A 21890-nucleotide genomic window follows, 5' to 3' on the forward strand; every position below is an offset into this window, starting at 1 on the left:
AAAGCTTTAATTAACGGCACGCAAACACCCAGGAGTGCATGTAGAGGTACGCCTATTAGACTGGGCCGCATGCAACGCTGGGTTTTACATATCGACATGGACGCGTTTTTCGCCTCCGTCGAGCAGCTGACCCGGCCTACGCTGCGGGGGCGTCCGGTTTTGGTGGGCGGAACCAGCGGACGCGGCGTGGTGGCAGGCGCCTCCTACGAGGCGCGCGTGTACGGTGCGCATTCGGCCATGCCGATGTACCGCGCGCAGCAGCTCGTTGGGCTCCGTGCGGTAGTGGTGCAGCCGCGCCGGGTGGTCTATTCGGCGGCCTCGCGCCGGGTATTCGACATCATCGCGCAACACGTGGAGGTCATCGAGCAACTTTCCATCGACGAGGCCTTTATGGAACCCGCCGCCCTGCAAGGCGCGAGCGCGGATGAGGTCAAGCGCTGGGCGGATGAATTGCGCGCGCTCATCCGTAAGGAAACGGGGCTGCCGTGCTCCATCGGTGCGGGTTCGGGTAAGCAATTTGCCAAGATTGGCTCAGGCGAGGCGAAACCCGATGGCACCTTCGTCATCCCGGCCGAGCGCCAGCTTGAGATGTTGCACCCGCTTGCGGTGAACAAGTTATGGGGAGTCGGCCCAGTGACCGGCGCGAAGCTGAATTCCATTGGGGTGGAAACCATTGGACAGCTCGCGGCGATGACGCGCAAGGAAGTGGAGATTTCTATCGGCAGCGTGGTAGGTCTGCAGCTGTGGCAGCTGGCCCGCGGTATTGATGACCGAGAGGTAGCGCCGCGCGCTATTTCTAAGCAGATTTCTACCGAGCACACCTACCCGAAGGATTTGCTAACCGTGCCGGAGGTCGATGCAGCTATAGCCCGCGCGGCGGAGGACGCGCACCGCCGGCTGCTTAAGGATGGGCGTGGCGCACGCACCGTGACGGTGAAGCTGCGCATGGCGGACTTTCACATTGAGTCACGCTCAACTACCTTGCCGTACGCGACTGACGACGCCGCCGTGCTCACCGCCGCCGCCTTCAAGCTCGCCCGCTATCCCGATGAGCTCGGGCCCATTCGCCTAGTGGGAGTGAGCTATTCCGGGTTAGAAACCGCCCGCCAGGACGTGCTCTTCCCGGAATTGGACCGCGAAATCGTGCGGCCCGCGCCGGCAGATACGGACTATGAAACCGGAGTGAGCGACGACGTTGCGCCGCCAGTACCGACACCGACGGTGACGGTGGAAGAAGAAACCGATAGCCAGTGGCACGCAACGCAAGACGTATTCCACCCCGAATACGGCCACGGCTGGATTCAGGGCGCCGGGCATGGGGTAGTGAGCGTGCGCTTTGAAACCCGTGCCACGGGGCCCGGCCGTACCAAGTCATTCGCGGCCGATGACCCCGCGCTCGCGCCGGCGGATCCGCTCGACTCGCTTGATTGGCAGGATTGGCTCACCACCGAAGACTAAGCATTTACTGTCGGAATAGCTCAGCTGGGTCGGTGTCAGTGGCCAGTGCCGCTGCCAGCAAGATTCGCGCCTGGCTCGGGCGGAAAGACCCGGCGTTAATAGCGCCCAGTTTCCCAAGGCTCGCGCCACCGCCGTCGCCGCCGTAGGCCAGCGCTGTTGGGCCGTAGGGCGTGCGGGTAGAAATGACGACGGGGAGGCCGGCGCGGAGGGCGTCGGCAAGCGCGCGGCCCATGTCCTCGCCCATATTGCCCGAGCCCATGGCCTCGATAATGAGGCCGCTGGCAGGGGAATTGGCGGCGGCATCAACCAGCAGGCGGCCAGCTCCCGGATAGGCTGGGATGATCTCCACCGGATGCGGCGCCAGCGGGGCAGGAGCTAGGCGCGGCGTGGTGCCAGGGATACCCAGAGACTCGAATCCGCGCAGGTCACTAGTGTGCCGCTTGCGCGCACCGCGCGCCGGAATGCTCGCACCGCCAAAGCAGATAAACACCCCGGCGCGCCCGCTGGCTGCAAGATCGCGGGCATCGCGCAGGTTGCTAGGGCCGTCCGCCGCGGGGTGATCGTAGGAACGCTGCGCCCCCGTGAGCACGATGGGCTTTGCACCGCTACAGAAAATCTCCAGTGCCAACGCGGTCTCTTCCATCGAGTCGGTGCCATGGGTGATGATTACACCGTCGATGTCCTCCCGCGACGTTTGGGAATTAACCACCGCGATGAGCTCATCGAGGTCCGCCAAAGTGATAGAGGAGGAGTCGAGTTGCCGAAACTCCACTACCTCGGCGTCGATATCGGCGGCTAGGGTCGCGCCGGAGACGGTGGGAACAAGGGAACCATCGGCTGTGGTGGTACACGCTATTGTGCCGCCGGTGGCGATCAAAGCAATTCGGGTCATGTACCTAAGGTTAAAGAAATCTGCGTCCACGCGGCGGGCGCAATCCGGAAAAGGGTGGTGCAGCTGTAAACTGATGGGAGTTTGGAACCCACACGTGAGGAGTTAGAATTGAAATTCCGCAAGTTTAGCGCCGCGTGCCTCGCACTGACCGCGGCTACCGCCCTGGCCGCCTGCTCTTCCGACGATGAGCAGGACAATTCCGCCGCCGCCAACACCGAGGCAAAGGAATCCGCTTCCTCGGACGGCGATTCCGCCGCCCCCGCGCTGCCGTCCCCGGCCGACCTAAACGCAATTTTGGCCAAGGCCACCGACCCCAATGCCTCCGAGCAAGAAAAGACCTCCACCGTGCAAGGCGGCGAGACCGCGCCGGAAATCTTTGACACCATGGCAAAATCCAAGGCGGAATCCGGCGCTGAATTCGAGGTCGTGGATCCTGTACTGCCGGGCTATGACCCGCAGTCCGTGCTTACCACCGTGAACTTCACCACCGCTGATGGTCAGCAGCAGACCGCAGACCAGGTGGAGTTTGTGTATGAAAATGGCACCTGGAAGCTTTCCAAGGCTTGGGCTTGCACGCTTATCCAAAACACGGTGCAGCCAGAGCAAGTTCCAGAAATGTGTGCGGACACTGGCGCCGGTGCCTCCGCACCTGCCCCGGCTCCGGCCGAGGGCGACGGTGCACCCGCGGAAGGCGATGCCCCCGCTGCTGGTGCCGAGCAGGCCCCGGCAGAGGCTCCTGTAGAAGCCCCGGCCGAGTAACTAGGAAAAGTTCAGCTCCGTCAGGCTCGACTGCACCACGCGCAGCTCCGAGCCGGCGGCACCATAAATGACCTTAGTGTCGAAGGACACGTCACCGTCTACGGGCAGCGGCTTGCTCAAATCCACCGTGATGCTGCCCTTGGATTTGGTGCTGGAATCTAAAACCTTGAGCTCTTTGTTCTCCAGCTCCGTGCCCTGGGCTTGGCCTTCAAAGGACAGTGCGCCTAGCGAGGGCCGCTGTTCTACCTCTACGTTTAGTTTCACTCGGTCGCCATCGATGGAATCGACCGTATAGCGCGTGGTCTGCAGCAGGGTAGACTCGCCGGTCACGCGCGAATCCACCGACCAGCTCGCGCCCTTGCCCACCTCCTCGGTAGGGAAAACTACGGGTAGGGCCGTCAGCTTCATAATCGCCTGTTCGACGGAGCCGCGGGCGTCATCCGTGGCATTCTGGGGCGCGGCTAAGCGCAGCGAATTCATCTGGCCGGTGTCCTGGCCACGCCAACCAAATTGGAATCCCTCCGCCGAGGAGACGTCTTTATCTCCGGTAGATTCTGGAGTTCCGGCCGTGACGAAGGCATTGCGGCTGGCTGGTAGCTGGTCTTCGACGTCCTCGCTGGCCTTTTCTACCTTGGCCGATAGCGGCAGGGTAGTAGTGGTGGAATCGACGTCGGCGGCCTGAAACTTCTCAGCTGCGGACTTTTTGAGCAGGTCCTGCGCAAAGCCCTCGGTAACGCGGTAGTTTAGGTCCTGCGTGGAGTCGATATCGCGGTATTCCAGGAGTTTTTTCTCTCCGGTTCCGGGATTATCCACGGTGACGCGCGGGGCGTCGATGGTCAGGCCTACGGGTTGTTCCACCGCCGGGCCTGGCTTTTCAGAGGAACACGCCGTAAGCGCTACGGCGGCTGTGGTCAGGGCTGCAAAAACTTTGACTCGAAACACGCTTACCAAAATACCGGACGCTCCCGTTTAGAATAGACCGGGTGAGTCAAAAACGAAGGAGCAAGACAGGACTTATCGCCGCAGTAGTCATTGCCGTGGCGCTGGTGGATCAAGCCGTGAAGCAGGTAATGCTCTCCATCCTTAACGAGGGCGAACCCCTGCCGGTGATTGGGGACTGGTTCCGTTTTACGCTGCTTTTTAATCCTGGTGCCGCCTTTTCCATGGGCGGGGAGGGATCTACGTGGCTGTTTACTACCATCCAATTGGTCTTTGTGCTCGGCGTGGCCGTAGCCGCCCCGCGCATTACCCACTCCGGTCAGGCAGTAGGCCTAGCGCTCATTGCTGGCGGTGCGCTGGGTAATTTTGCCGACCGCATCTTCCGCGCCCCCGGCTTCTGGTTCGGGCACGTGGTGGACTATATTTCGGTTGGCTCTTTCGCCGTGTTCAATATCGCAGATGCGGCTATCACCTGCGGAGTGGTGCTTTTCATTATCACCATGGTGCTGGAGGAAAGGAAGGCCGAGCATGAATAGGCAGATGCGCAGCTTCCCCATCCCCGAAGGGCTAGAAGGCATGCGTGCCGACGCCGCCCTGGCCAAGCTCCTTGGCCTTTCCCGCAGCGCCACCGCGCAGTTGTGCGCCGAGGGCAGCGTGACCATCGATTCCCAGGAGCTGGGCAAGTCCGAGCGTTTGATTTCCGGCAACGTGGTCTCCGTGCTCTTGCCGGAGCCAGAAAAGCCGCTGCTGCCGCGCGAAGAGCTGGTCGAGGGCATGGACGTGCTCTACAGCGATGCCGATATCATCTGCGTGCATAAGCCGGTGGGCGTGGCCGCGCACCCCAGCGTGGGTTGGGACGGGCCGACGGTGATCGGCGGGCTGCGCGCGGCCGGCTATACCGTGGCTTCGTCCGGGCCGACCGAGCGCCAGGGAATCGTGCACCGCCTCGATGTGGGTACATCTGGCGTGATGGTCGTGGCTTCCTCGGAGCGCGCCTACTCTGCGCTCAAGCATGCCTTTAAGTATCGGAGCGTGAAAAAGACTTACCACGCTGTGGTCCAAGGCCTGCCAGATCCCATTGAGGGCACCGTCGATGCGCCCATCGGCCGCCACCCCAAGTCGGGCTGGAAATTCGCCGTGCTTGACGACGGCAAAGCGGCCGTTACCCACTACAGCCTTATCGAGGCCTTCCGCGAGGCCAGCCTCATCGAAGTGCACCTGGAGACTGGCCGCACCCACCAGATCCGCGTGCACATGTCCGCCACCGGGCACCCGTGCGTGGGCGATCCCATGTACGGCTCCGATCCGAACCTGGCCAAGCGCCTTGGACTCGAGCGGCAGTGGCTCCACGCGGTAAAACTCGGCTTTACCCACCCCGGCACCGGAAAATGGTTCGAGATTCAGGCACCGTATCCAGCCGACCTCGACCATGCCTTGGAGGTGCTGCGGGGATGAGGGAGGTCTACCGGCGGCGTCGGCTAGCGGCGTTGGCGGTGCTCGCGGTGCTTTTTCTGGCAGTGTTCGCGCTCTTCGGCGCGTTGGGGACCCAGGCTACCTCGCAGGTGCAAGGAGACCAGCTAGGCCCCGATGGGGAAACGCGCGCGGAGTATATTGCGCGCGTGGCGGGCAGCGACATTCCCAATGAGCCTGCCTACGCCCTGGTTACCTTCGACGAGGATCTACCGCCCGTAGCCGCCGCGGCCGCCGTTGCAGCGGCCCCGCGCATGGATGCCATCCTCATTGGCTCCACCGCCCCCATCGACGTCCCCGAACCGAGCGCTGGTGAGGACCGGGCCGCCGTCATCCAGCGCGCCTTCGACCGCATCGATGCTTCCTATGGGCAGCGGCCCAGCACGGTAAGCGCAGTTGTGGTGTGGGGATCGGGCGCCCAGCTTGCCGACGTCGCCTCCACCCCCTCCGTTGCCGCCGTCGAACCCGCGCCTGCCGACGCCGCCTGGGGCAGCTTCGCTATCCGCCCTCCCAGCTAATTTCGCCTTCTGTGCTCCCGCAGCGCGCAGTGCCCCCGCAGCGCTTTTAGCATCAGGGGCATGGAACATATTCGGGCCTATATCGCGGCACTGAACTCGGCAATGGATATCCTCGCCGAGGCCGCCGCCGTTTCTGCTGCCGACCTTGCCGCCGCCGGCATGCCCGATGCCGCAGCGGACTCTATTGCGCAGCTCGCGCAGGTCTACTTCGGCCCCACCAGCTTTCGCCGCCGCCAACGGCGCGCGGTGGATGGGGCGCGGCGTAACAGGCATTCACTGCCGACGCTGGAGGTCATCGAAAAGCATGCGCGTCGCGCGCCCACCCAAGCTCGCGCCTGGGCCCTGCGCGCCGAGCTCACCCACCTTGCCTGCGATACGCGGGAGATGGAAAGGCGTGCCCGCACCAAGCTGCGCAGGATGCGCGCGCCACGCGAGCCCAAGCCTGGCGTGCGGCTGCGGCGCCGCGCCGCCGGAAAGCCGTGGACGCTTTCTATCACCGGTCCTTCCGCGCTCATTGCGGAACTTCACCAGCATGCCGGCTCGCTTGCCGACGTCGCCTCCCTCTTCCGCACCGGTGCCTCTACCTCTACCGTGCGCACTAATGTTGTGGTGCCACTAGATAAATTGGTCGGCGTGGCCCATGGCAGTGATGATGTGGTGCTGACTATGACCAACGGCGCGCAGATAACCGGTGCCGAATTGGCCCAGCGCGCGCTGGCAGAGGAGGGGTTTGTCACCCTGCTGCATCCCGTGGAAGGTCCGGTGAATCTGTACCGCATGCGCCGCGGGGCGACCTGGAAGCAGTTTATGATGGCTGCGGCGGAAAACCCCACCTGCCCGGTTAAGGGCTGCCACAAGCCTGCCGATGAGTGCCAAGTCCACCACATATTCAGCTGGGCCGGCGGCGGGTGGACGAACGCGAAGAACCTCACCACCGCCTGCGCTTATCACAATGGCCGCAATGACGATCATCGCACCGGCCCGCCGCGCAACGGTCGCTTCGAGCGCACGGCCCACGGCGTGCGCTGGGTCAACCCCTGGGAAGAGCCCCCGCCGGATCTGGTTGACACTAGCCCTACCTAGGCGCCTGCCGCGTAGGCTAGACCTATGTTCTCGCAGCAGCCTTTTTCGCAGTGGATGCCCAACTACAAGTTTGCTTATATCGCCGCCTGGGTTGCGGCGGTGGTCTCCGGCATCGCACTGCTTACTGGCCTCGTTACTGGCGGCACCCCGATGACGCTGGTGTTTTCCGCGATCGTTTGTGCTTATGGCATCTTCCTTATCGCAGCGATGCCGCGTTGGGCGCTGAAAGCCGAGGAGGAACAGGCCGCCCGACGCCGTGCTCGCGCTGCCCGCGAGGAACTCAAGCGCTCCTAGCCATGCGCACCAGGTCGACCACGTAGATTGCTACCGCTAAGCCGATAATGCCGAAGCCGATCCACCGGTGGGTCGAAAAGTGCTCGTGGGTGACGAAAAGCGCCCATAGCATTTGCATGATGGGGGTGAGGTATTGGAGCATGCCGATCGTCGATAAGCGTAGCGTCCGCGCGCCCTCTGCAAAGCAGAGAAGCGGCAGCGCGGTGATTAAGCCGGCGCTTACCAAAAGCAGCGCGTGGCCGGTGCCTTCGCTAGCGAAGGTGCCTTGGCCGCTACTTTCTAGCCACAGGATGTAGCCCACCGCTAGTGGTGACATCACGAGCGCCTCCGCTGCCACCGAGACGGCCGAGGATACCCGCACCTGTTTTTTGAGCAGCCCATAAATCCCGAAGCTGAAGGCCAATAACAGCGAAATATAGGGCGCCTGGCCGGTAAAGAACGTCAAATACAGCACCGCGATGGCCGCAACCCCCACCGCGCCGGCCTGCCACGGCCGCAGCCGCTCTTTCAAAAACACCATGCCGAGGGCAACTGATACGAGGGGATTGATGAAGTACCCCAGCGCCGCATCGGCTACGTGGTTGCTATTAATCGCTACCACGTAGGTGCCCCAATTGGCCGTGATAAATACTCCCGCGGCCGCGAGCCAGCCCCACGTGCGCTTGTCCATGCGCACTAACTCGCGCCATCGGCCGGCGAGGCACAATAATCCCGTGACCAAGACCGCGGTCCACAGCACGCGGTGGGCTAGGATTTCTAAAGGCGATGCCGGCAACAAGAGAGGGAAAAACGCGGGGAAAAATCCCCACATGATGTAGGCGGCCAGCGTGTAGAGCATCACAAAATAATAGCCCATTTTGACCGCCCCGCTATGATGAGCCGCATGGCCAAAAACTCCTCCTTCGTCCACCTGCACAACCACACCGAGTTTTCCATGCTGGACGGCATGGCCAAGGTCGATATGCTGGCAGACGAGGTGGTCCGCCAGAAAATGCCGGCCGTAGGCATGACCGACCACGGCAATATGTACGGCTCCGATGCCTTCTACCGCCGCATGACCGGCGCCGGTATCAAGCCCATTATCGGCATCGAGGCGTATATGGCACCGGAGTCTCGCTTCAATAAAAAGCGCGTGCTATGGGGCACACCGGACCAAAAGCGCGACGATGTCTCCGCTTCCGGCGCCTACCTCCACCAGACAATGATTGCGGAAAACGCCACCGGCCTGCGCAACCTTTTTACCCTGTCCTCGTTGGCCTCCTATGAGGGCCAGCTGGGCAAGTGGCCGCGCATGGATGCTGAGCTCATCGCGGAGCATGCTGACGGCATCATTGCCACCACCGGCTGTCCTTCGGGCGACGTCCAGACCCGCCTGCGCCTCGGCCAGTTCAATGAGGCGCTTGAGGCTGCGGCCATGTGGCAAGACATCTACGGCAAAGATAACTTCTTTTTGGAGTTGATGGACCATGGGCTGGACATCGAAAAGCGCACGCGCGATGGCCTATTAGAGATCGGCCGCAAGCTGGACCTGCCGCCGCTGGTGACTAATGACTGCCACTACGTTTTGGAATCCCAGGCGCCGGCGCATGAGGCGATGTTGTGCGTGCAGACCGGCAAGACCTTTATGGACCCTGATCGCTTCAAGTTCGGCGGCACCGGCTACTACATTAAATCGGCCGCGCAGATGCGCGAGACCTGGGACGATATGATTCCAGATGGCTGCGATAACACGCTGTGGATTGCCGAGCGTGTACAAGACTATGGCGAGATTTGGGAAGAACACACCCACGATCGCATGCCTATTGCCGACGTCCCCGAGGGCCACACCCCAACTTCCTGGCTCACCCACGAGGTTATGGAGGGCCTGCAAGCTCGCTTCCCCGGTCAGGATGTTCCGGAGGAGTACATCGAGCGCGCGAAGTATGAGATTTCCGTTATTGAGATGAAGGGATACCCGTCCTACTTCCTTATCGTGGCCGAGCTCATCAAGCACGCGCGCTCGGTGGGCATTCGTGTGGGGCCAGGCCGTGGTTCGGCGGCCGGCGCGCTTGTCGCTTACGCGCTGACCATTACCAATATCGACCCCCTGGAACATGATCTCCTCTTCGAGCGATTCTTGAATCCCGAGCGCCCGTCCGCCCCCGATATCGATATCGACTTCGATGACCGCCGCCGCGGCGAAATGATCACCTACGCGGCCGAGCGCTGGGGCGAGGACAAGGTGGCGCAGGTGATTACCTTCGGCACGGTGAAGACGAAGCAGGCCATTAAAGACTCCGCCAAGGTGCACTTTGGCCAGCCTGGCTTCCAGATGGCCGACCGCATCAACGCGGCGTTGCCACCTGCGATCATGGCCAAAGATATTCCGCTTAAGGGCATCACGGACCCGGATCACGAGCGTTATTCTGAGGCCACCGAGGTTCGCCAGATGGTGGAATCCGACCCGGATGTGAAAAAGATTTATGACACGGCTAGGGGCTTGGAAGGCGTCGTCAGGCAGGCGGGCGTGCACGCCTGTGCGGTGATTATGGCCTCGGTCCGCCTCATGGACCACATCCCCATGTGGAAGCGCCCGGCCGACGGCGCCTACATTACTGGTTGGGACTACCCGGCGTGTGAGGCCATTGGCCTGCTGAAGATGGACTTCCTGGGCCTGCGTAACCTCACCGTTATCGGCGATGCCATCGAAAACATCAAGCGCAACCGCGGCGAAGAAATCCACCTGGAGCAGCTGCATGCCGACGACCCCAAAGTCTCCAAGGTCTATGACCTGCTCTCGCGCGGCGATACGCTGGGCGTCTTCCAGCTCGACTCCGGCGGTATGCAAGAGCTGCTCAAACGCATGAAGCCAACCGGCTTTAAAGATATTGTCGCCTCCCTTGCGCTCTACCGCCCCGGCCCGATGGGCGTCAACGCCCACTGGGACTATGCGGATCGTAAGAACGGCCGGAAGGAAATCACCCCGATTCACCCGGAGCTGGAAGAGCCCCTGAAGGAAATCCTGGATGAGACCTACGGCCTCATCGTCTACCAGGAGCAGATCATGCGTATCTCGCAAAAAGTGGCCAACTACACGGCCGGCGAGGCAGATGGCTTCCGTAAGGCGATGGGTAAGAAAAAACCCGAAGTGTTGGCCCAGCAGTACGACAAGTTCTGGGGCGGCATGCAAGAAAACGGCTATTCAAAGTCCGCCATGGACGCGCTTTGGGGCACCATCGAGCCCTTCGCGTCCTACGCGTTTAATAAGTCCCACGCCGCGGGCTATGGCCTGGTGTCTTTCTGGACGGCCTACCTCAAGGCCTACTACGCACCGGAATACATGGCCGCGCTGTTGACCTCGGTGGGCGATAAGAAAGACAAGTCTGCCATCTATCTTTCGGACTGCCGCCACCTGGGCATTAAGGTGCTCCCGCCTTCCGTCAACGAGTCCGAAGAAGACTTCCAGGCGGTGGGAGAGGATATCCGCTTCGGCATGGGCGCTATCCGCAACGTCGGCTCGGAAGTGGTGGAATCCATCATTAAGTCGCGCCACGACAAGGGCGCGTTTACCTCGTTTGGTGACTACCTGGACAAGATCGAGCTGACCGCCTGCACTAAGCGCGTAACAGAAGCGCTCATCAAGGCCGGTGCCTTCGATGACTTGAACCACCCGCGCAAGGGTCTCATGCTCATTCATGAAGACGCGGTGGATGCGGTGCAAACCACCAAGAAGGCCGCGGATAAGGGCCAGTTCGATCTTTTCGCCGGAATCGGCGGAGGAGAAGATAACGAGGTCGCCAATGCCTTTGCCATGGATATCCCAGAAGATGAGTGGGACCGAAAGCACGAGCTTGCCCTCGAACGCGAGATGCTTGGCTTGTACGTGTCCGGCCACCCGCTCGATGGCTTCGAAGAGGCGCTGGCCGCGCAAACGGATACCCCGCTGACTAAGATCCTCAACGATGAGGTGCGCAACGGCCAAGAGCTCATCATCGGTGGCATCATCTCGGGCGTGGACCGCCGCTTCTCCAAGCGCGATGGCTCCCCATGGGCCATTGTCACGGTGGAAGACCACAACGGCGCACAGGTGGAAATCTTAGTATTCAACAAGGTCTACTCTCTCGTCGCCCCACAGATTGTGGAGGACAACATCATCTTGGCGCGCGTGAACGTCAAGATTCGCGATGAGCGGCGTTCCCTGTTCTGCTCCGATATTCGCGTCCCAGACCTCGGCCCAGGCGGGGGTGCGGGCCTGCCGCTGCGCCTGACTATGCGCACGGACCAGTGCACCATGGAAAATATTGCCCGGCTCAAGCAGGTTCTGCTCAAAAACCAGGGCGAGTCGGACGTGTATCTCGAGCTTGTCGACGGCTCCGAGTCCACCACCATGATCCTCGGCGACCACCTGCGCGTGGAACGCTCCGGCAACCTCATGGGCGATCTCAAAGCCACCATGGGCGCGGGCATCTTAGGCTGAATCTAATTTCGGTGGCCGGCGACCCCCTCCACTAATATAGACAGCACAGTCTATTTTGATGGAGGAAACCTGATGGTTGCTAAGATTCGCACTACCCATGTCGGCTCGCTGCCGCGCACCCCGGAGCTCCTGGAGGCCAACCTGAAGCGCGGGGAGCTGCCGGCCGCGGAGTTCCAGGGGATTTTGGAGGCTGCGGTGGCGGACGTCGTCAAGCGGCAGCTTGATCTGGGCCTCGATATCATTAACGAGGGCGAATACGGCCATATCACCTCGGGCGCTGTGGACTATGGCGCATGGTGGAATTACTCATTTAGCCGCCTAGGCGGGCTGACGATGACGGATACCGACCGCTGGGAATCGGCTGAGGTAGTGCGCTCCAAACCGGGGGAGCCGCGGCTGACGTCGTTCATTGATCGCCGCGACCGCGCGCTGTTTTCGGAGGCCTACAATGACCCGGATTCTGGCATCTTCACCGGCCGAGCCAAGGTGGCAAACCCAGAATTTACCGGCCCGGTAACCTACATTGGACAAGATGAGGTCGCCGCCGATGTCCGCCTGCTTGCCGACGCCCTACCTTCCGGAACCCCAGGCTTCATCGCCGCCCTTTCCCCCGGTTCGGCTGCGCGCCTTAACAATCGTTACTACGACGATGAGCACCAGCTGCTTGCCGACGTCGGCCGTGCCATGCGCACTGAATACCAAGCCATCACCGATGCCGGGCTCACTGTGCAATTCGATGCACCCGACCTGGCCGAGGCCTGGGACCAAATCAACCCGGAGCCAACCGTAGAGGACTTCCGTGGCTTCATTCGTGAGCGCATCGACGTCCTTAATGATTCCATCGCCGGCCTGCCCAAGGAACAAACGCGCCTGCACATCTGCTGGGGCTCCTGGCACGGCCCGCACGTAACCGACGTCCCATTTGCAGATATCATCGAGGAAATTTTGCGGGCCGAGGTCGGCGGATTCTCTTTCGAAGCCGCGTCACCGCGTCACGCGCACGAATGGCGCGTGTGGCAGGACCACGCGCTGCCGGAAGGCACCGTGATTTACCCAGGCGTGGTTTCGCACTCCACCAACGCGGTAGAGCATCCGCGCCTCGTGGCAGATCGCATCATCCAATTCGCCGAGGTAGTAGGCCCTGAAAATGTTATCGCGTCGACCGATTGCGGTTTGGGCGGTCGCCTGCACCCCCAGATTGCGTGGGCGAAGCTGCAATCTTTGGTAGAAGGCGCTGACATCGCTACCCGCGAACTGTTCTAAAACGCCGAAAGCCGCTCCGAAACTCCGGAGCGGCTTAATCTGTGGCGTTTAGAAGCGCACGCCCAGCTGCTTGAGGGCGTTCTTCATCGGCTCCAGCACAGCCGGGTTTACCGTGGCAACCATGTTGAAGGCCTGCAGCAGCGCAGCCACGAGGCTGGCGGCCACGGTCACCCAGCTCGTGACCTCGAGGAACTTTTCGGGGGTGGAAGAGCCCCAAATAGGCAGACGCTCAAGTGCCTCGATCTGGTGCTGCTCCGCCTCCTTGGCGACGCAGTCCGGCTCCTTGGGCATTCCGGAAGAACCGTAGCCATTGGCAAGGCCCTGCATAAGCTCCTGCGGGGTGCGAGCGGAAGATCCGAGCTCGCCGCTCTTGATCTTTTTGAGGTGCTCTTCCTTGTCCTTGTCGACCTCGGCCTGGCACTCAGCCGAAAGTTGCTTTGGCTGCTCTTCTGCGGCAGAAGCGGTAGCTGGTGCGACGAGGCCTGCTGCCACGGCGGTGGCGGCCAGGCCAACGGGGCGCGCGGACACAGAGTTAATCTCCCTGTTACCACCAGCGGAGATGGCGCCGATCTTGTGCGGGTGGGAGGGATCGGAACCATCTAAGATATCGACCTCGCCGGAGCGCGCATTGACGGTGAGGATGCGCTGGGACGCGGCGTGATAAGCGACGATTTCGGCGGCCGATTTGCCCAGCACACCCGATTCATGAGAACCGATGGGGTTAAGCTGCAGCGCAGCGGTGGGCGCGGAATGCTCCAGCACGTTATCCACGACGTGGGCATGCGCGGCAGGGGAGCAGGCGAGGACGAGCGAGGAGGTAACGCAGAGAGAGATGCGTTTGAGCATAGATATTCCTTTCTTGTGGTTATGTCCACTATTGCCTACGTAGGTAACGGTGCAACTAAAGGCCAGTGAATTTCCAGCGAATGGGTAGACTGTCAAGACATGACTGATTCGACCATCCATGCATCCGATATCCAGCAGGCTCAGGCACGGATTAGCTCGGAAATCGCCCCGACTCCGCTGCAGTATTGCGCCCGGCTTTCGGCCGAGACGGGCTGCGAGGTCTACCTCAAGCGGGAGGATCTGCAGGACGTGCGCTCCTATAAGATTCGTGGCGCGTTAAACGGGATGTCGAATCTGCCGCAAGAGCAGCGGCACCGGGGAATTGTTACGGCCTCGGCCGGCAATCATGCGCAGGGCGTGGCTTATGCCTGCCGCACAATGGGAATCGCCGGCAAGATTTTTGTGCCAGAGCCCACGCCAATGCAAAAGCGCGACCGCATCCTGGTTCACGGCGGCGACCAAGTAGAACTGGTGGTAGTTGGTTCCAACTTCGATGAGGCAGCCGCAGCCGCGCATGCCGACGCCGCCGAGCGCGACGCCGCCTTCATCGAGCCCTTCGACGCCCGCGATACCATCACCGGGCAGGGCACCGTAGCCGCAGAGGTTCTCGCGCAGCTTTCGGCCAAGGGCAAGTCGCCCGATGCCGTTGTCGTTCCCGTAGGAGGCGGTGGCCTGATTTCTGGCATCACCTCCTATCTGGCGGATATGGCACCGGATACTCGGGTGGTGGGCATGGAGCCGGAAGGGGCGGCGTCGCTAAGAGCGGCATTTGACCACGGGGGCCCAGTCACGCTGGATGCGGTCGACCCCTTCGTTGATGGCGCGGCCGTAAAGCGCTTGGGCGCGCTGCCCTATGAGATTTTGGACGCCAATCGCGAGCGCCTGAGCTTTGACACCGTGTCCGAAGGCGCGGTGTGCACGGACTTGCTCAACCTGTATCAAAATGAGGGCATCATTGCCGAGCCGGCCGGTGCATTGTCGGTGGCGGGCCTGCACCAGCTGGACCTGAAACCGGGCTCGACGGTGGTGTGCGTGATTTCCGGCGGCAATAATGACGTGCTGCGCTATGCGGAAATCATGGAGCGCTCCCTAGTCCACCGGGGCCTCAAGCACTACTTCCTGGTGAACTTCCCGCAGGAGCCCGGGCAGCTGCGCCACTTTTTGCACGAGATTTTGGGTCCGACCGATGACATCACACTCTTTGAGTATCTCAAGCGCAATAACCGGGAAACTGGTGCTGCGTTGGTAGGCTTGCAGCTTAGCCGCGCCGAGGACCTCGACGGCTTGCTGCAACGCATGGGTGAATCCAAGATTTCGGTGCAGTACCTCAAGCCCGGTACTCCCGAGTATGAATTCCTCGTAGCCTAATGCAGAATTCTTATCGTCGCCCAGTAGGCCAGGTTGAACACGACATTGAAATCAAGCGTTCCCGATTTATTACTTTGATCGGCCGCGTCACCAATGAGGAAGAGGCCCGCGCGTTTATCGACGCCGCCCGCACCCGCTTTCCCGACGCCCGTCACCATTGCTCCGCCTACGTCTATCACGTCGACGGCGCAAACCCGGTGGAGCGCTCCTCCGATGATGGCGAGCCCTCCGGCACTGCCGGAAAACCCATGTTGGATGTGGTCAAAGGCTCCGGCATGCTCGATGTCTGCGCAGTGGTAGTGCGCTACTTCGGTGGCATCAAGTTAGGCGCCGGCGGCCTCGTGCACGCCTATGGTGGCGCGGTGAGTGAGGCCATGGAAAAGGTGCGTGCGGTAACCCGGGCGCGCCGGGAGCTCTATGCCGTGGAGTGCCCACATGCAACGGCCGGGCGAGTGGAAGCTGATCTGCGCGGGCGCGGCTATGAGATAACCGATACCGCCTACGCGGCCGCTGTAACCTTTACTGTGGCCGTGCGCCCAGGCGGGCTGGAAGAGCTGGAAGCAACGCTGGCAGCGATCTCGCAGGGCCAGCTCGCGGCGGCAGAAGCTGGCAGCGCGTGGGTTGAGGTAGGATCCTGAACATGAGTATGCAGCAGCGACCGAATAACCCCATTGCGCAGCGCAAGCAGCAGGTGCGCAAGCACTCCCGCAACGCCGTTGTGTGCGTGGCTGGCGGCCTCGGCGTGGGCGCAGTGCTGGGTGCGCTATCGGCTAGTTTCTGGGCCTGGATGTTGGTGGGCGCCATCGTCGCCGTAGTCGGTGGCGGCTATAACTGGCTGAAGATCCAGAAAATCGTCAACGAGAACCACAACCAGTATTAGATGCCGGCACCGCAACCTAGCGGCCGCCCAGTCCGGATTGATGCCTGGGTGTGGGCCGTGCGCATGTTTAAGACCCGTTCGGCGGCCGCGACGGCCGTGCGCGCCGGGCATGTCAAGATAAATGGCGAGGCTGTCAAGCCCTCCCAGCAGGTGGTGCCGGGCGACCGTGTGCGCGTGTGGCGCAATCACCACGAGCATGACCTTGAGGTCTTAGCGACTGTGGCCAAGCGCGTGGGCGCACCCGTGGCGCGTACGTGCTACACGGACCATGCGCCGCCGCCGCCACCCAAGGAGTTTATGCCGTCGGTACCCGTGCGCCCACGCGGGGCGGGCCGACCGACGAAGAAGGAACGACGCGATATGGAGAAATTCCGCGGCGGTTTCCGATAATCAGCCGAAACTAGTGGGCAGCGCGCAAAGCTTTCAGGCGCGCACTAAGCCGACGCTTGCGGCCCGGGCGGTCGCCGGATTCGGCGGTGGCCTCGATATGCTGCTTGCCAAATTTGTTGAGCAGCAAGTCGTCGATAAGCCGCACCTGGCCGGGACGAAAGCGGTAGCGCATGGCGTCGTGGACGTGGGCAATGGCAGTATCGTCAAGCAGCTGCTCGAGCTGGCTCAAGTGGCGCACGCCGTTTTGCTCCAATAACTCCGCCAAGAATCGGTAGTGCTCCGAGCGCGAGAGCGGGAAACGGTTGCCCAGGATAATGGCCAGCACGCCCGGTAGGGTCTCGGCGGTAAGCTCGACGTCGCGATCGGTTTCCGTACCTGGGGCCTTGAGTGCAGCAATCTCGTCGAATTGCTGGTCCGCAAGCTCGATAAGCCCCGCGGCCAAGGTAAAGAGGCGGTCCACTTCAGGTGAGGGCGGGTTGGGCCCTTGCTTGTAGCGGATATCGTGCTCAAACTCTGCCCATGCGTGCTGCAGAACGGTGCGAATCTGCACTTCAAAGGTCCAACCTACGTAGTTCGCGAGCTCTTCCATTGCGGCAGCGCTATCTTCGGTCACGGTGAGCACGAGGTGGTGGGAGCCGTAGCCAAAGCCGCCGGAAATGCGGGTCTCGGCTGCTTTATCAACGGAACGCTCGACTTTAAACGATTCACCAAAAACGCTCAGCGCTTCTGGAATCGCGGTGGAGTGAAACAGCGTGACCCGCACCCCCATCACATCGTGGATCTCCTGCCACGGCTGGGGGTAGACAAAATCGCCGTTCTCGCGGCGCTTTTTGGCCTTTGCCTTAAGCGAGGGCCAAGTCTTGACGCGGGTAGAAACGCGGTCGAAGATGATGCCGGCGTCATTGAGGAGATCCTCGATGGCGGTGCGGAAGTCCCCCGCAGCGGTGGGGTGGTTGCGCGCCCAGTCGTGGTACTGGTTGCTTAGCCGCGACATCCTACTTTCCGGCATGGTGCTCCTTTCATAACTCCCGCGGGAATCCGTTAGACCATACTAGCGGGCGCGGGTGGAGCACGGTGCGATGGTAGGGCACGCGCGCGACGGCATCGGCAGCCAGCTGGCAGGCATAGGTGTCCGGAAGGCGGGCAAAAACGAAGAGGGTGGCGGAGTCTGGGACAAGGTAGGTCAGCGAGTGCGAACGCAGGAGGCGGCGCATGTGCTTGTCCAGCACAGTAAATGTTTCTGGGTGAGCGATCCAGGAGGAAATCGGTGCGCCGTGGGAGCGAACCTGTAGGCCCCCGAGGTGGGAGGCGGAAGGGAGCTCGCAGGCAGCCGGACGAGTCCAGAAACGCAGTCCCTGCGAATCGAGGGCGGCGCGTTGCAGGTTATGTGAGGCGTGGTTCCACGCCCGGCGCGTGGAAATGTCCATGTCTGCCAAGCCGCGGTGGCTTAGTCGGCGAAAGCTACGCTTGCCTGGAAAGACAAGCACCATGGACAGGCTAGGGGAGAGCTGGATGGTGGCAAGGGAATCGCAAAAGCCGTCGTCGGAAAGCCGCTGTTCTTTCAGCCAGGAACGGGCAAAGAGGGCAGGCAGCAGGTTTGCGGTGGTAGGACGCGGCGAACGCAGGGCGACGGTCACGACGGGGCTCTCCAGTGGGGTAGGGTGCAGTCGCCTTTATTGGACTGGAGAAACCGCCGTTTGGTTCCCGGGAAAATTAAAAGGGCGGCTCGGCGTCGAGTTGGAGTTCGGCAAAGAGCTTATCGGCCGGCCAGATGTCGATTTTTTGGCCCTTGGCCTGCAGTTCCTCCGCACGCTTTTCCTTGGAGGTTTTCTTGGCCCATTCGCCCACGATAAGCAGCGTGGTCTTTTTGGTGACGTTTTTGGCTACCTGGCCGCCGCGCTCGGCGATGCCCTGCCACAGCACCCCCTTGTCATAGGGCTCGAAATCACCGGTGAGGGTGACATGCTTGCCATAAAGTGCGCCTTCCGGATCAGCGTCTGGATTGGGCTCGGGGATAGTATCCGGCGTGGCGACAGACTGCCAGGGGGCGGGGCCACCGGACTTCTTTTTTGCCGAGCCGGCCGCACGGGTTTGGTCGCGGAAGTCGGTGCCTGCGCCGAGGTCGGCGCCGGAGGTCGGGGCCGTGTGGGCGCGCAGGACGGGAAGGACGGCCGTGGACTCGAGGCGGCCAAGGGTGAACTCGCGGGCGGTGAATAGATCGCGGATGCTGCCGGTGTGTCCGAAGCGCTCTGCCAAGCGGGCGATGATTTCGCCGGCTGCGCGGGCATCTTCGGTGGCGTCGTGATGGCTAAAATCCGGAGCGGAAAGGTGGGCTGCGACGGTGGGCAGCTTGTGATTGCGCACCGAAATTACCTTGGCTTTAGAGGCGTCGCGGGCTAGCGCGAGGGAGCATGCCAGCGGCACCGTGGGTACCTCGGCGCCGGAGGCAAGCAGGCCGGAGCGCAGTGCGGTGGAATCGAATTGGGCGTTGTGTGCGACAAGTACGTCGCCGCCGAGGAAGTCGAAGAGCTCCTTGGCGACGTCGGCAAAAGCTGGCGCCCCTTCCACATCGCTCGCGGTTATGCCGTGGATGGAGACGTTGATATCCGCAAAGTGCTCTAGGCCCGGCGGAGGGGTGCACAGCCAGGAACGGGAGTCGGTCTCTTGGCCATCGCGGAAGCGAACCGCGCCGATTTGGCAGATAGAGCCCCAGTTATCATTGGCCGTTTCTACATCCACGGCGGTGAAATCGAGCCCCGGGATGGTGGCGGTGGCGGAGGGGGCCTCGCCGCGCTGGGCGGCGGCGATGGCGCGGGCGACGGCCTGCGGGTCTTGGTGCGGGGCGAAAGCGATGGAACCGGCGGCGCCAAGGTCGAGGGCGCCAAAGCCGGTGGCGGTCGGTTCATTCACGCGCACAGTGTCGATGGAATCGAGCGGGATATCCTGCGTGGCGGGGGCGCCAAGGCTGGTGGCCAGCAGCGTGCGGTGGAGCACGAGTTTATCCGCTGTGACATCGATGAGTACGCCGTGCGCGGGAAATGACACGAGGGGCCTTTCTCTAGGAGTCAAAAACGGGCGGCTCAACCTGACGCAAGATCAGCGTTGAACGCGGTTGCACCGTGATCGTACCCTCTGCCTCAATGAGGGTTTCCTCCGCGGGGTAGCCGCCGGAATCGGCGGTATCGACCATCAGCCGCCAGGTGGCGCCGAGATCCTTGGTAGGCAGGGTGAACTCGATTTCGCCGTCGTGGGAGTTGAATATCATGATGAAGGAATCATCGGTGATACGTTCGCCGCGGGAGGTGGGCTCCGTGATGGCATTGCCATTGAGGTAGACCATAAGAGCGCGGCCGAAATCGTGGTCCCAGTCGTCTTGGGTCATCAGGCGACCAGAGGGGACCAGCCAGGCGATATCGCGTTCTTTTACATCCGCGCCTAGCGGGCCACCGGCCAAGAAGCGTTTGCGGCGGAATACGGGGTGGTGGTTGCGAATGGCCAGCACGCGCTTGGTAAATCCCAGCATCGCGGCGGACTTTTCCTCTTTCAGCATGGACCAGTCCATCCATGCCAGCTCGTTGTCCTGGCAGTAGACGTTATTATTTCCGTCTTGGGTGCGGCCGAACTCATCGCCGTGCGAGAGCATCGGAGTGCCTTGGGAGAGTAGGAGAGTGGTCAGGAAATTGCGTACTTGGCGGCGGCGCAGCTTGCGGATTTCTTCGTTATCGGTGGGGCCTTCTTCACCGCAGTTCCAGGAGCGGTTGAAGGACTCGCCGTCGCGGTTGTCCTCGCCATTGGCCTCGTTGTGCTTGTCGTTATAGGACACGAGGTCGCGCAGAGTAAAGCCATCGTGGGCGGTGATGAAGTTGATAGAAGCGGTGGGGCGGCGGTCATTATCGGCATAAAGATCCGAAGAGCCGGTCAGTCGGGAGGCGAATTCACCCAGGGTAGCGGGCTCACCGCGCCAGAAATCGCGGACGGTATCGCGGTACTTGCCGTTCCATTCGCTCCAAATAGGTGGGAAGTTGCCTACCTGGTAGCCATCGTGGCCAATGTCCCAGGGCTCGGCGATGAGCTTGACCTGGCTGACAATGGGGTCTTGTTGGACAAGGTCGAAGAAGGTAGCGAGCTTATCGACGTCGTCAAGCTCCCGCGCCAAAGTCGCCGCCAGGTCGAAGCGGAAGCCGTCGACTCGCATCTCCGTGACCCAGTAGCGCAGGGAATCCATAATCAGTTGCAGCGAGTGCGGGTTGCGGACATTGAGGGAATTGCCGGTGCCGGTGTAGTCCATGTAGTGGGCTTCATCGCCTTCGACGAGGCGATAGTAAGCGCCATTGTCAATGCCGCGGAAGGCAATGGTGGGCCCCATGTGGTTGCCTTCGGCGGTGTGGTTATAAACCACGTCGAGGATTACCTCGATGCCTGCCTCGTGGAAGGCACGGACCATGGTCTTGAATTCGGAGACCACCTCGCCTGGCTTTTTGGCATAGGCGTAGTCATGGTGCGGGGCGAAAAAGCCGAAGGTGTTATAGCCCCAGTAGTTGCGCAGGCCCAAGTTGCGCAGCCGATCGTCTTGCAAGAATTGGTGGACGGGCATGAGCTCGACGGTGGTGACGCCGAGCTCCTTGAAGTAGTCAATGATGGCGGGGTGCGCCATGCCGGCGTAGGTACCGCGCAGTTCTTCCGGCACGTCTGGGTGGGTCATAGTCATGCCCTTGACGTGGGTTTCGTAAATGACCTTCTCGTTGTCTGGAATGTGCGGGCGATGGTCGCTGCGCCAGTCAAAGAAAGGGTTGATGACCACGGAGAGCATGGTGTGGCCCAGCGAATCTTCTTCGTTGCGGCCGGTGCCAGGTTCTTCGGCGTGGATGTCATAGGAATATAGGGAGGCATCGCCGTCGAATTCGCCGTCGAAGGCGCGGGCATATGGATCTACGAGGAGCTTGGAAGGATCGCAGCGCAGGCCGTTTTCAGGTTCATAGGGGCCATAAACGCGGTAGCCATAGCGCTGGCCAGGGGTGACATTGGGGAGGTAGACATGCCACACATGGGCGGTGACCTCTGACATTTCTATGCGCTCTTCATTGCCTTCTTTGTCGATGAGGCAGAGCTCGACCTTGTCTGCAACCTCAGAAAATAGGGCAAAATTGGTGCCGGATCCGTCAAAGGTGGATCCCAGTGGGGTAGGTTTGCCAGGCCAGATTTGGCGGCCGTAGTGCTCGGTGGGCGTGGGGACTGCGTCCATGGCGGGAGTGTTCATGCCCACGAGCATAACCA

At 61.7% G+C, this 21890-nt stretch carries 21 protein-coding genes; 13 read left to right on the plus strand and 8 right to left on the minus strand.

All coding sequences use genetic code 11. The annotated features are described in order from the left end of the window. The first annotated feature begins 69 nt into the window (after positions 1 to 69). Complete coding sequence (locus WMP96_RS00800) at positions 70 to 1458, plus strand: DNA polymerase IV (RefSeq protein WP_301715614.1); 1389 nt, start codon at positions 70 to 72, stop codon at positions 1456 to 1458. 4 nt (positions 1459 to 1462) lie between these two features. Here the strand turns inward: WMP96_RS00800 and WMP96_RS00805 are convergent, their stop codons facing one another. Further along, on the minus strand, positions 1463 to 2350 hold the full coding sequence (locus tag WMP96_RS00805; protein WP_301715615.1) for an asparaginase: 888 nt from the start codon (positions 2348 to 2350) through the stop codon (positions 1463 to 1465). A gap of 108 nt (positions 2351 to 2458) precedes the next feature. On the opposite strand from WMP96_RS00805, the gene WMP96_RS00810 reads away from it, so the two are divergent. Beyond that, positions 2459 to 3109, plus strand: coding sequence for a hypothetical protein (locus tag WMP96_RS00810; RefSeq protein ID WP_301715616.1), 651 nt, complete (start codon positions 2459 to 2461; stop codon positions 3107 to 3109). Here the strand turns inward: WMP96_RS00810 and WMP96_RS00815 are convergent, their stop codons facing one another. Further along, the gene (locus WMP96_RS00815; RefSeq protein WP_023021221.1) at positions 3110 to 4051 is read right to left on the minus strand and encodes a hypothetical protein; all 942 of its coding nucleotides are present in this window, start codon (positions 4049 to 4051) and stop codon (positions 3110 to 3112) included. A gap of 41 nt (positions 4052 to 4092) precedes the next feature. Between WMP96_RS00815 and lspA the strand changes: the two genes are divergently transcribed. Genes lspA through WMP96_RS00840 form a run of 5 tightly spaced genes read left to right on the plus strand, consistent with a single transcriptional unit; the run spans position 4093 to position 7413 of the window. Continuing rightward, positions 4093 to 4584 (plus strand): signal peptidase II, encoded by a 492-nt coding sequence (gene lspA / locus WMP96_RS00820; protein WP_034655419.1) that lies wholly within the window; start codon positions 4093 to 4095, stop codon positions 4582 to 4584. Beyond that, positions 4577 to 5503, plus strand: a complete 927-nt coding sequence (locus WMP96_RS00825) for an RluA family pseudouridine synthase (RefSeq protein WP_301715617.1) — start codon at positions 4577 to 4579, stop codon at positions 5501 to 5503. The genes lspA and WMP96_RS00825 overlap by 8 nt, the downstream gene beginning before the upstream one ends. Further along, entirely contained in the window at positions 5500 to 6036 is a 537-nt protein-coding gene (locus tag WMP96_RS00830; RefSeq protein WP_301715618.1) for a hypothetical protein, read from the plus strand. The genes WMP96_RS00825 and WMP96_RS00830 overlap by 4 nt, the downstream gene beginning before the upstream one ends. Before the next feature lie 60 nt (positions 6037 to 6096). Further along, complete coding sequence (locus tag WMP96_RS00835) at positions 6097 to 7119, plus strand: HNH endonuclease signature motif containing protein (RefSeq protein WP_301715619.1); 1023 nt, start codon at positions 6097 to 6099, stop codon at positions 7117 to 7119. A 24-nt stretch (positions 7120 to 7143) separates the two neighbouring features. Next, positions 7144 to 7413: a permease gene (locus WMP96_RS00840; RefSeq protein ID WP_301715620.1), complete on the plus strand. Its 270-nt coding sequence runs from the start codon at positions 7144 to 7146 to the stop codon at positions 7411 to 7413. On the opposite strand, the gene rarD is transcribed toward WMP96_RS00840, so the two are convergent. Then, positions 7400 to 8269: an EamA family transporter RarD gene (gene rarD, locus WMP96_RS00845; protein ID WP_086587414.1), complete on the minus strand. Its 870-nt coding sequence runs from the start codon at positions 8267 to 8269 to the stop codon at positions 7400 to 7402. The two genes, WMP96_RS00840 and rarD, sit on opposite strands and share 14 nt — an antisense overlap. Positions 8270 to 8296: 27 nt before the next feature. Here rarD and dnaE point away from each other — a divergent pair, with 27 nt between their 5' ends. Both dnaE and WMP96_RS00855 read left to right on the plus strand, forming a co-directional pair. Then, positions 8297 to 11869, plus strand: coding sequence for a DNA polymerase III subunit alpha (gene dnaE, locus WMP96_RS00850; protein ID WP_049361254.1), 3573 nt, complete (start codon positions 8297 to 8299; stop codon positions 11867 to 11869). A 72-nt stretch (positions 11870 to 11941) separates the two neighbouring features. Continuing rightward, positions 11942 to 13132 carry a cobalamin-independent methionine synthase II family protein gene (locus tag WMP96_RS00855; RefSeq protein ID WP_023021229.1) on the plus strand — a complete coding sequence of 397 codons (1191 nt, stop codon included), beginning with the start codon at positions 11942 to 11944 and terminating at the stop codon, positions 13130 to 13132. Positions 13133 to 13180: 48 nt separating this feature from the next. On the opposite strand, the gene WMP96_RS00860 is transcribed toward WMP96_RS00855, so the two are convergent. Next, positions 13181 to 13978, minus strand: coding sequence for a hypothetical protein (locus tag WMP96_RS00860; RefSeq protein WP_301715622.1), 798 nt, complete (start codon positions 13976 to 13978; stop codon positions 13181 to 13183). 99 nt (positions 13979 to 14077) lie between these two features. On the opposite strand from WMP96_RS00860, the gene ilvA reads away from it, so the two are divergent. From ilvA to WMP96_RS00880, 4 genes are read left to right on the plus strand one after another with little or no spacing between them, the layout of a single operon-like run. Then, positions 14078 to 15346, plus strand: a complete 1269-nt coding sequence (ilvA, locus tag WMP96_RS00865; RefSeq protein WP_023021232.1) for a threonine ammonia-lyase IlvA — start codon at positions 14078 to 14080, stop codon at positions 15344 to 15346. Then, positions 15346 to 15984 (plus strand): YigZ family protein, encoded by a 639-nt coding sequence (locus WMP96_RS00870; protein WP_239204322.1) that lies wholly within the window; start codon positions 15346 to 15348, stop codon positions 15982 to 15984. Before ilvA ends, WMP96_RS00870 begins: the two co-directional genes overlap by 1 nt. A 2-nt stretch (positions 15985 to 15986) precedes the next feature. Further along, on the plus strand, positions 15987 to 16226 hold the full coding sequence (locus tag WMP96_RS00875; protein ID WP_049361101.1) for a hypothetical protein: 240 nt from the start codon (positions 15987 to 15989) through the stop codon (positions 16224 to 16226). Continuing rightward, a complete protein-coding gene (locus WMP96_RS00880) occupies positions 16227 to 16616 on the plus strand; it encodes an RNA-binding S4 domain-containing protein (RefSeq protein ID WP_023021235.1) in 390 nt (129 codons plus the stop codon). A gap of 10 nt (positions 16617 to 16626) precedes the next feature. On the opposite strand, the gene WMP96_RS00885 is transcribed toward WMP96_RS00880, so the two are convergent. From WMP96_RS00885 to glgX, 4 genes are all read right to left on the minus strand, one after another. Continuing rightward, entirely contained in the window at positions 16627 to 17625 is a 999-nt protein-coding gene (locus tag WMP96_RS00885; RefSeq protein WP_239204320.1) for a GTP pyrophosphokinase, read from the minus strand. Between the two features lie 10 nt (positions 17626 to 17635). Next, the gene (locus WMP96_RS00890; protein WP_301715623.1) at positions 17636 to 18253 is read right to left on the minus strand and encodes a hypothetical protein; all 618 of its coding nucleotides are present in this window, start codon (positions 18251 to 18253) and stop codon (positions 17636 to 17638) included. A 76-nt stretch (positions 18254 to 18329) separates the two neighbouring features. After that, the gene (locus WMP96_RS00895) at positions 18330 to 19661 is read right to left on the minus strand and encodes an exonuclease domain-containing protein (RefSeq protein ID WP_239204318.1); all 1332 of its coding nucleotides are present in this window, start codon (positions 19659 to 19661) and stop codon (positions 18330 to 18332) included. A 13-nt stretch (positions 19662 to 19674) separates the two neighbouring features. After that, positions 19675 to 21873 carry a glycogen debranching protein GlgX gene (gene glgX, locus WMP96_RS00900; protein ID WP_340431869.1) on the minus strand — a complete coding sequence of 733 codons (2199 nt, stop codon included), beginning with the start codon at positions 21871 to 21873 and terminating at the stop codon, positions 19675 to 19677. Positions 21874 to 21890: the final 17 nt, after the last annotated feature.

This window comes from Corynebacterium sp. KPL4035 (assembly GCF_037908325.1).
Classification (GTDB): domain Bacteria; phylum Actinomycetota; class Actinomycetes; order Mycobacteriales; family Mycobacteriaceae; genus Corynebacterium; species Corynebacterium kefirresidentii.

Coding starts and splice junctions, on each gene's coding strand:
- WMP96_RS00875 (WP_049361101.1), top strand. CDS start 15,987: ATGAGTATGCAGCAGCGACCGAATAACCCCATTGCGCAGCGCAAGCAG.
- WMP96_RS00835 (WP_301715619.1), top strand. CDS start 6,097: ATGGAACATATTCGGGCCTATATCGCGGCACTGAACTCGGCAATGGAT.
- WMP96_RS00880 (WP_023021235.1), top strand. CDS start 16,227: ATGCCGGCACCGCAACCTAGCGGCCGCCCAGTCCGGATTGATGCCTGG.
- WMP96_RS00805 (WP_301715615.1), bottom strand. CDS start 2,350: ATGACCCGAATTGCTTTGATCGCCACCGGCGGCACAATAGCGTGTACC.
- WMP96_RS00885 (WP_239204320.1), bottom strand. CDS start 17,625: ATGCCGGAAAGTAGGATGTCGCGGCTAAGCAACCAGTACCACGACTGG.
- WMP96_RS00860 (WP_301715622.1), bottom strand. CDS start 13,978: ATGCTCAAACGCATCTCTCTCTGCGTTACCTCCTCGCTCGTCCTCGCC.
- glgX (WP_340431869.1), bottom strand. CDS start 21,873: ATGAACACTCCCGCCATGGACGCAGTCCCCACGCCCACCGAGCACTAC.
- WMP96_RS00800 (WP_301715614.1), top strand. CDS start 70: ATGCAACGCTGGGTTTTACATATCGACATGGACGCGTTTTTCGCCTCC.
- dnaE (WP_049361254.1), top strand. CDS start 8,297: ATGGCCAAAAACTCCTCCTTCGTCCACCTGCACAACCACACCGAGTTT.
- WMP96_RS00855 (WP_023021229.1), top strand. CDS start 11,942: ATGGTTGCTAAGATTCGCACTACCCATGTCGGCTCGCTGCCGCGCACC.
- rarD (WP_086587414.1), bottom strand. CDS start 8,269: ATGGGCTATTATTTTGTGATGCTCTACACGCTGGCCGCCTACATCATG.
- ilvA (WP_023021232.1), top strand. CDS start 14,078: ATGACTGATTCGACCATCCATGCATCCGATATCCAGCAGGCTCAGGCA.
- WMP96_RS00825 (WP_301715617.1), top strand. CDS start 4,577: ATGAATAGGCAGATGCGCAGCTTCCCCATCCCCGAAGGGCTAGAAGGC.
- WMP96_RS00870 (WP_239204322.1), top strand. CDS start 15,346: ATGCAGAATTCTTATCGTCGCCCAGTAGGCCAGGTTGAACACGACATT.
- WMP96_RS00830 (WP_301715618.1), top strand. CDS start 5,500: ATGAGGGAGGTCTACCGGCGGCGTCGGCTAGCGGCGTTGGCGGTGCTC.
- WMP96_RS00840 (WP_301715620.1), top strand. CDS start 7,144: ATGTTCTCGCAGCAGCCTTTTTCGCAGTGGATGCCCAACTACAAGTTT.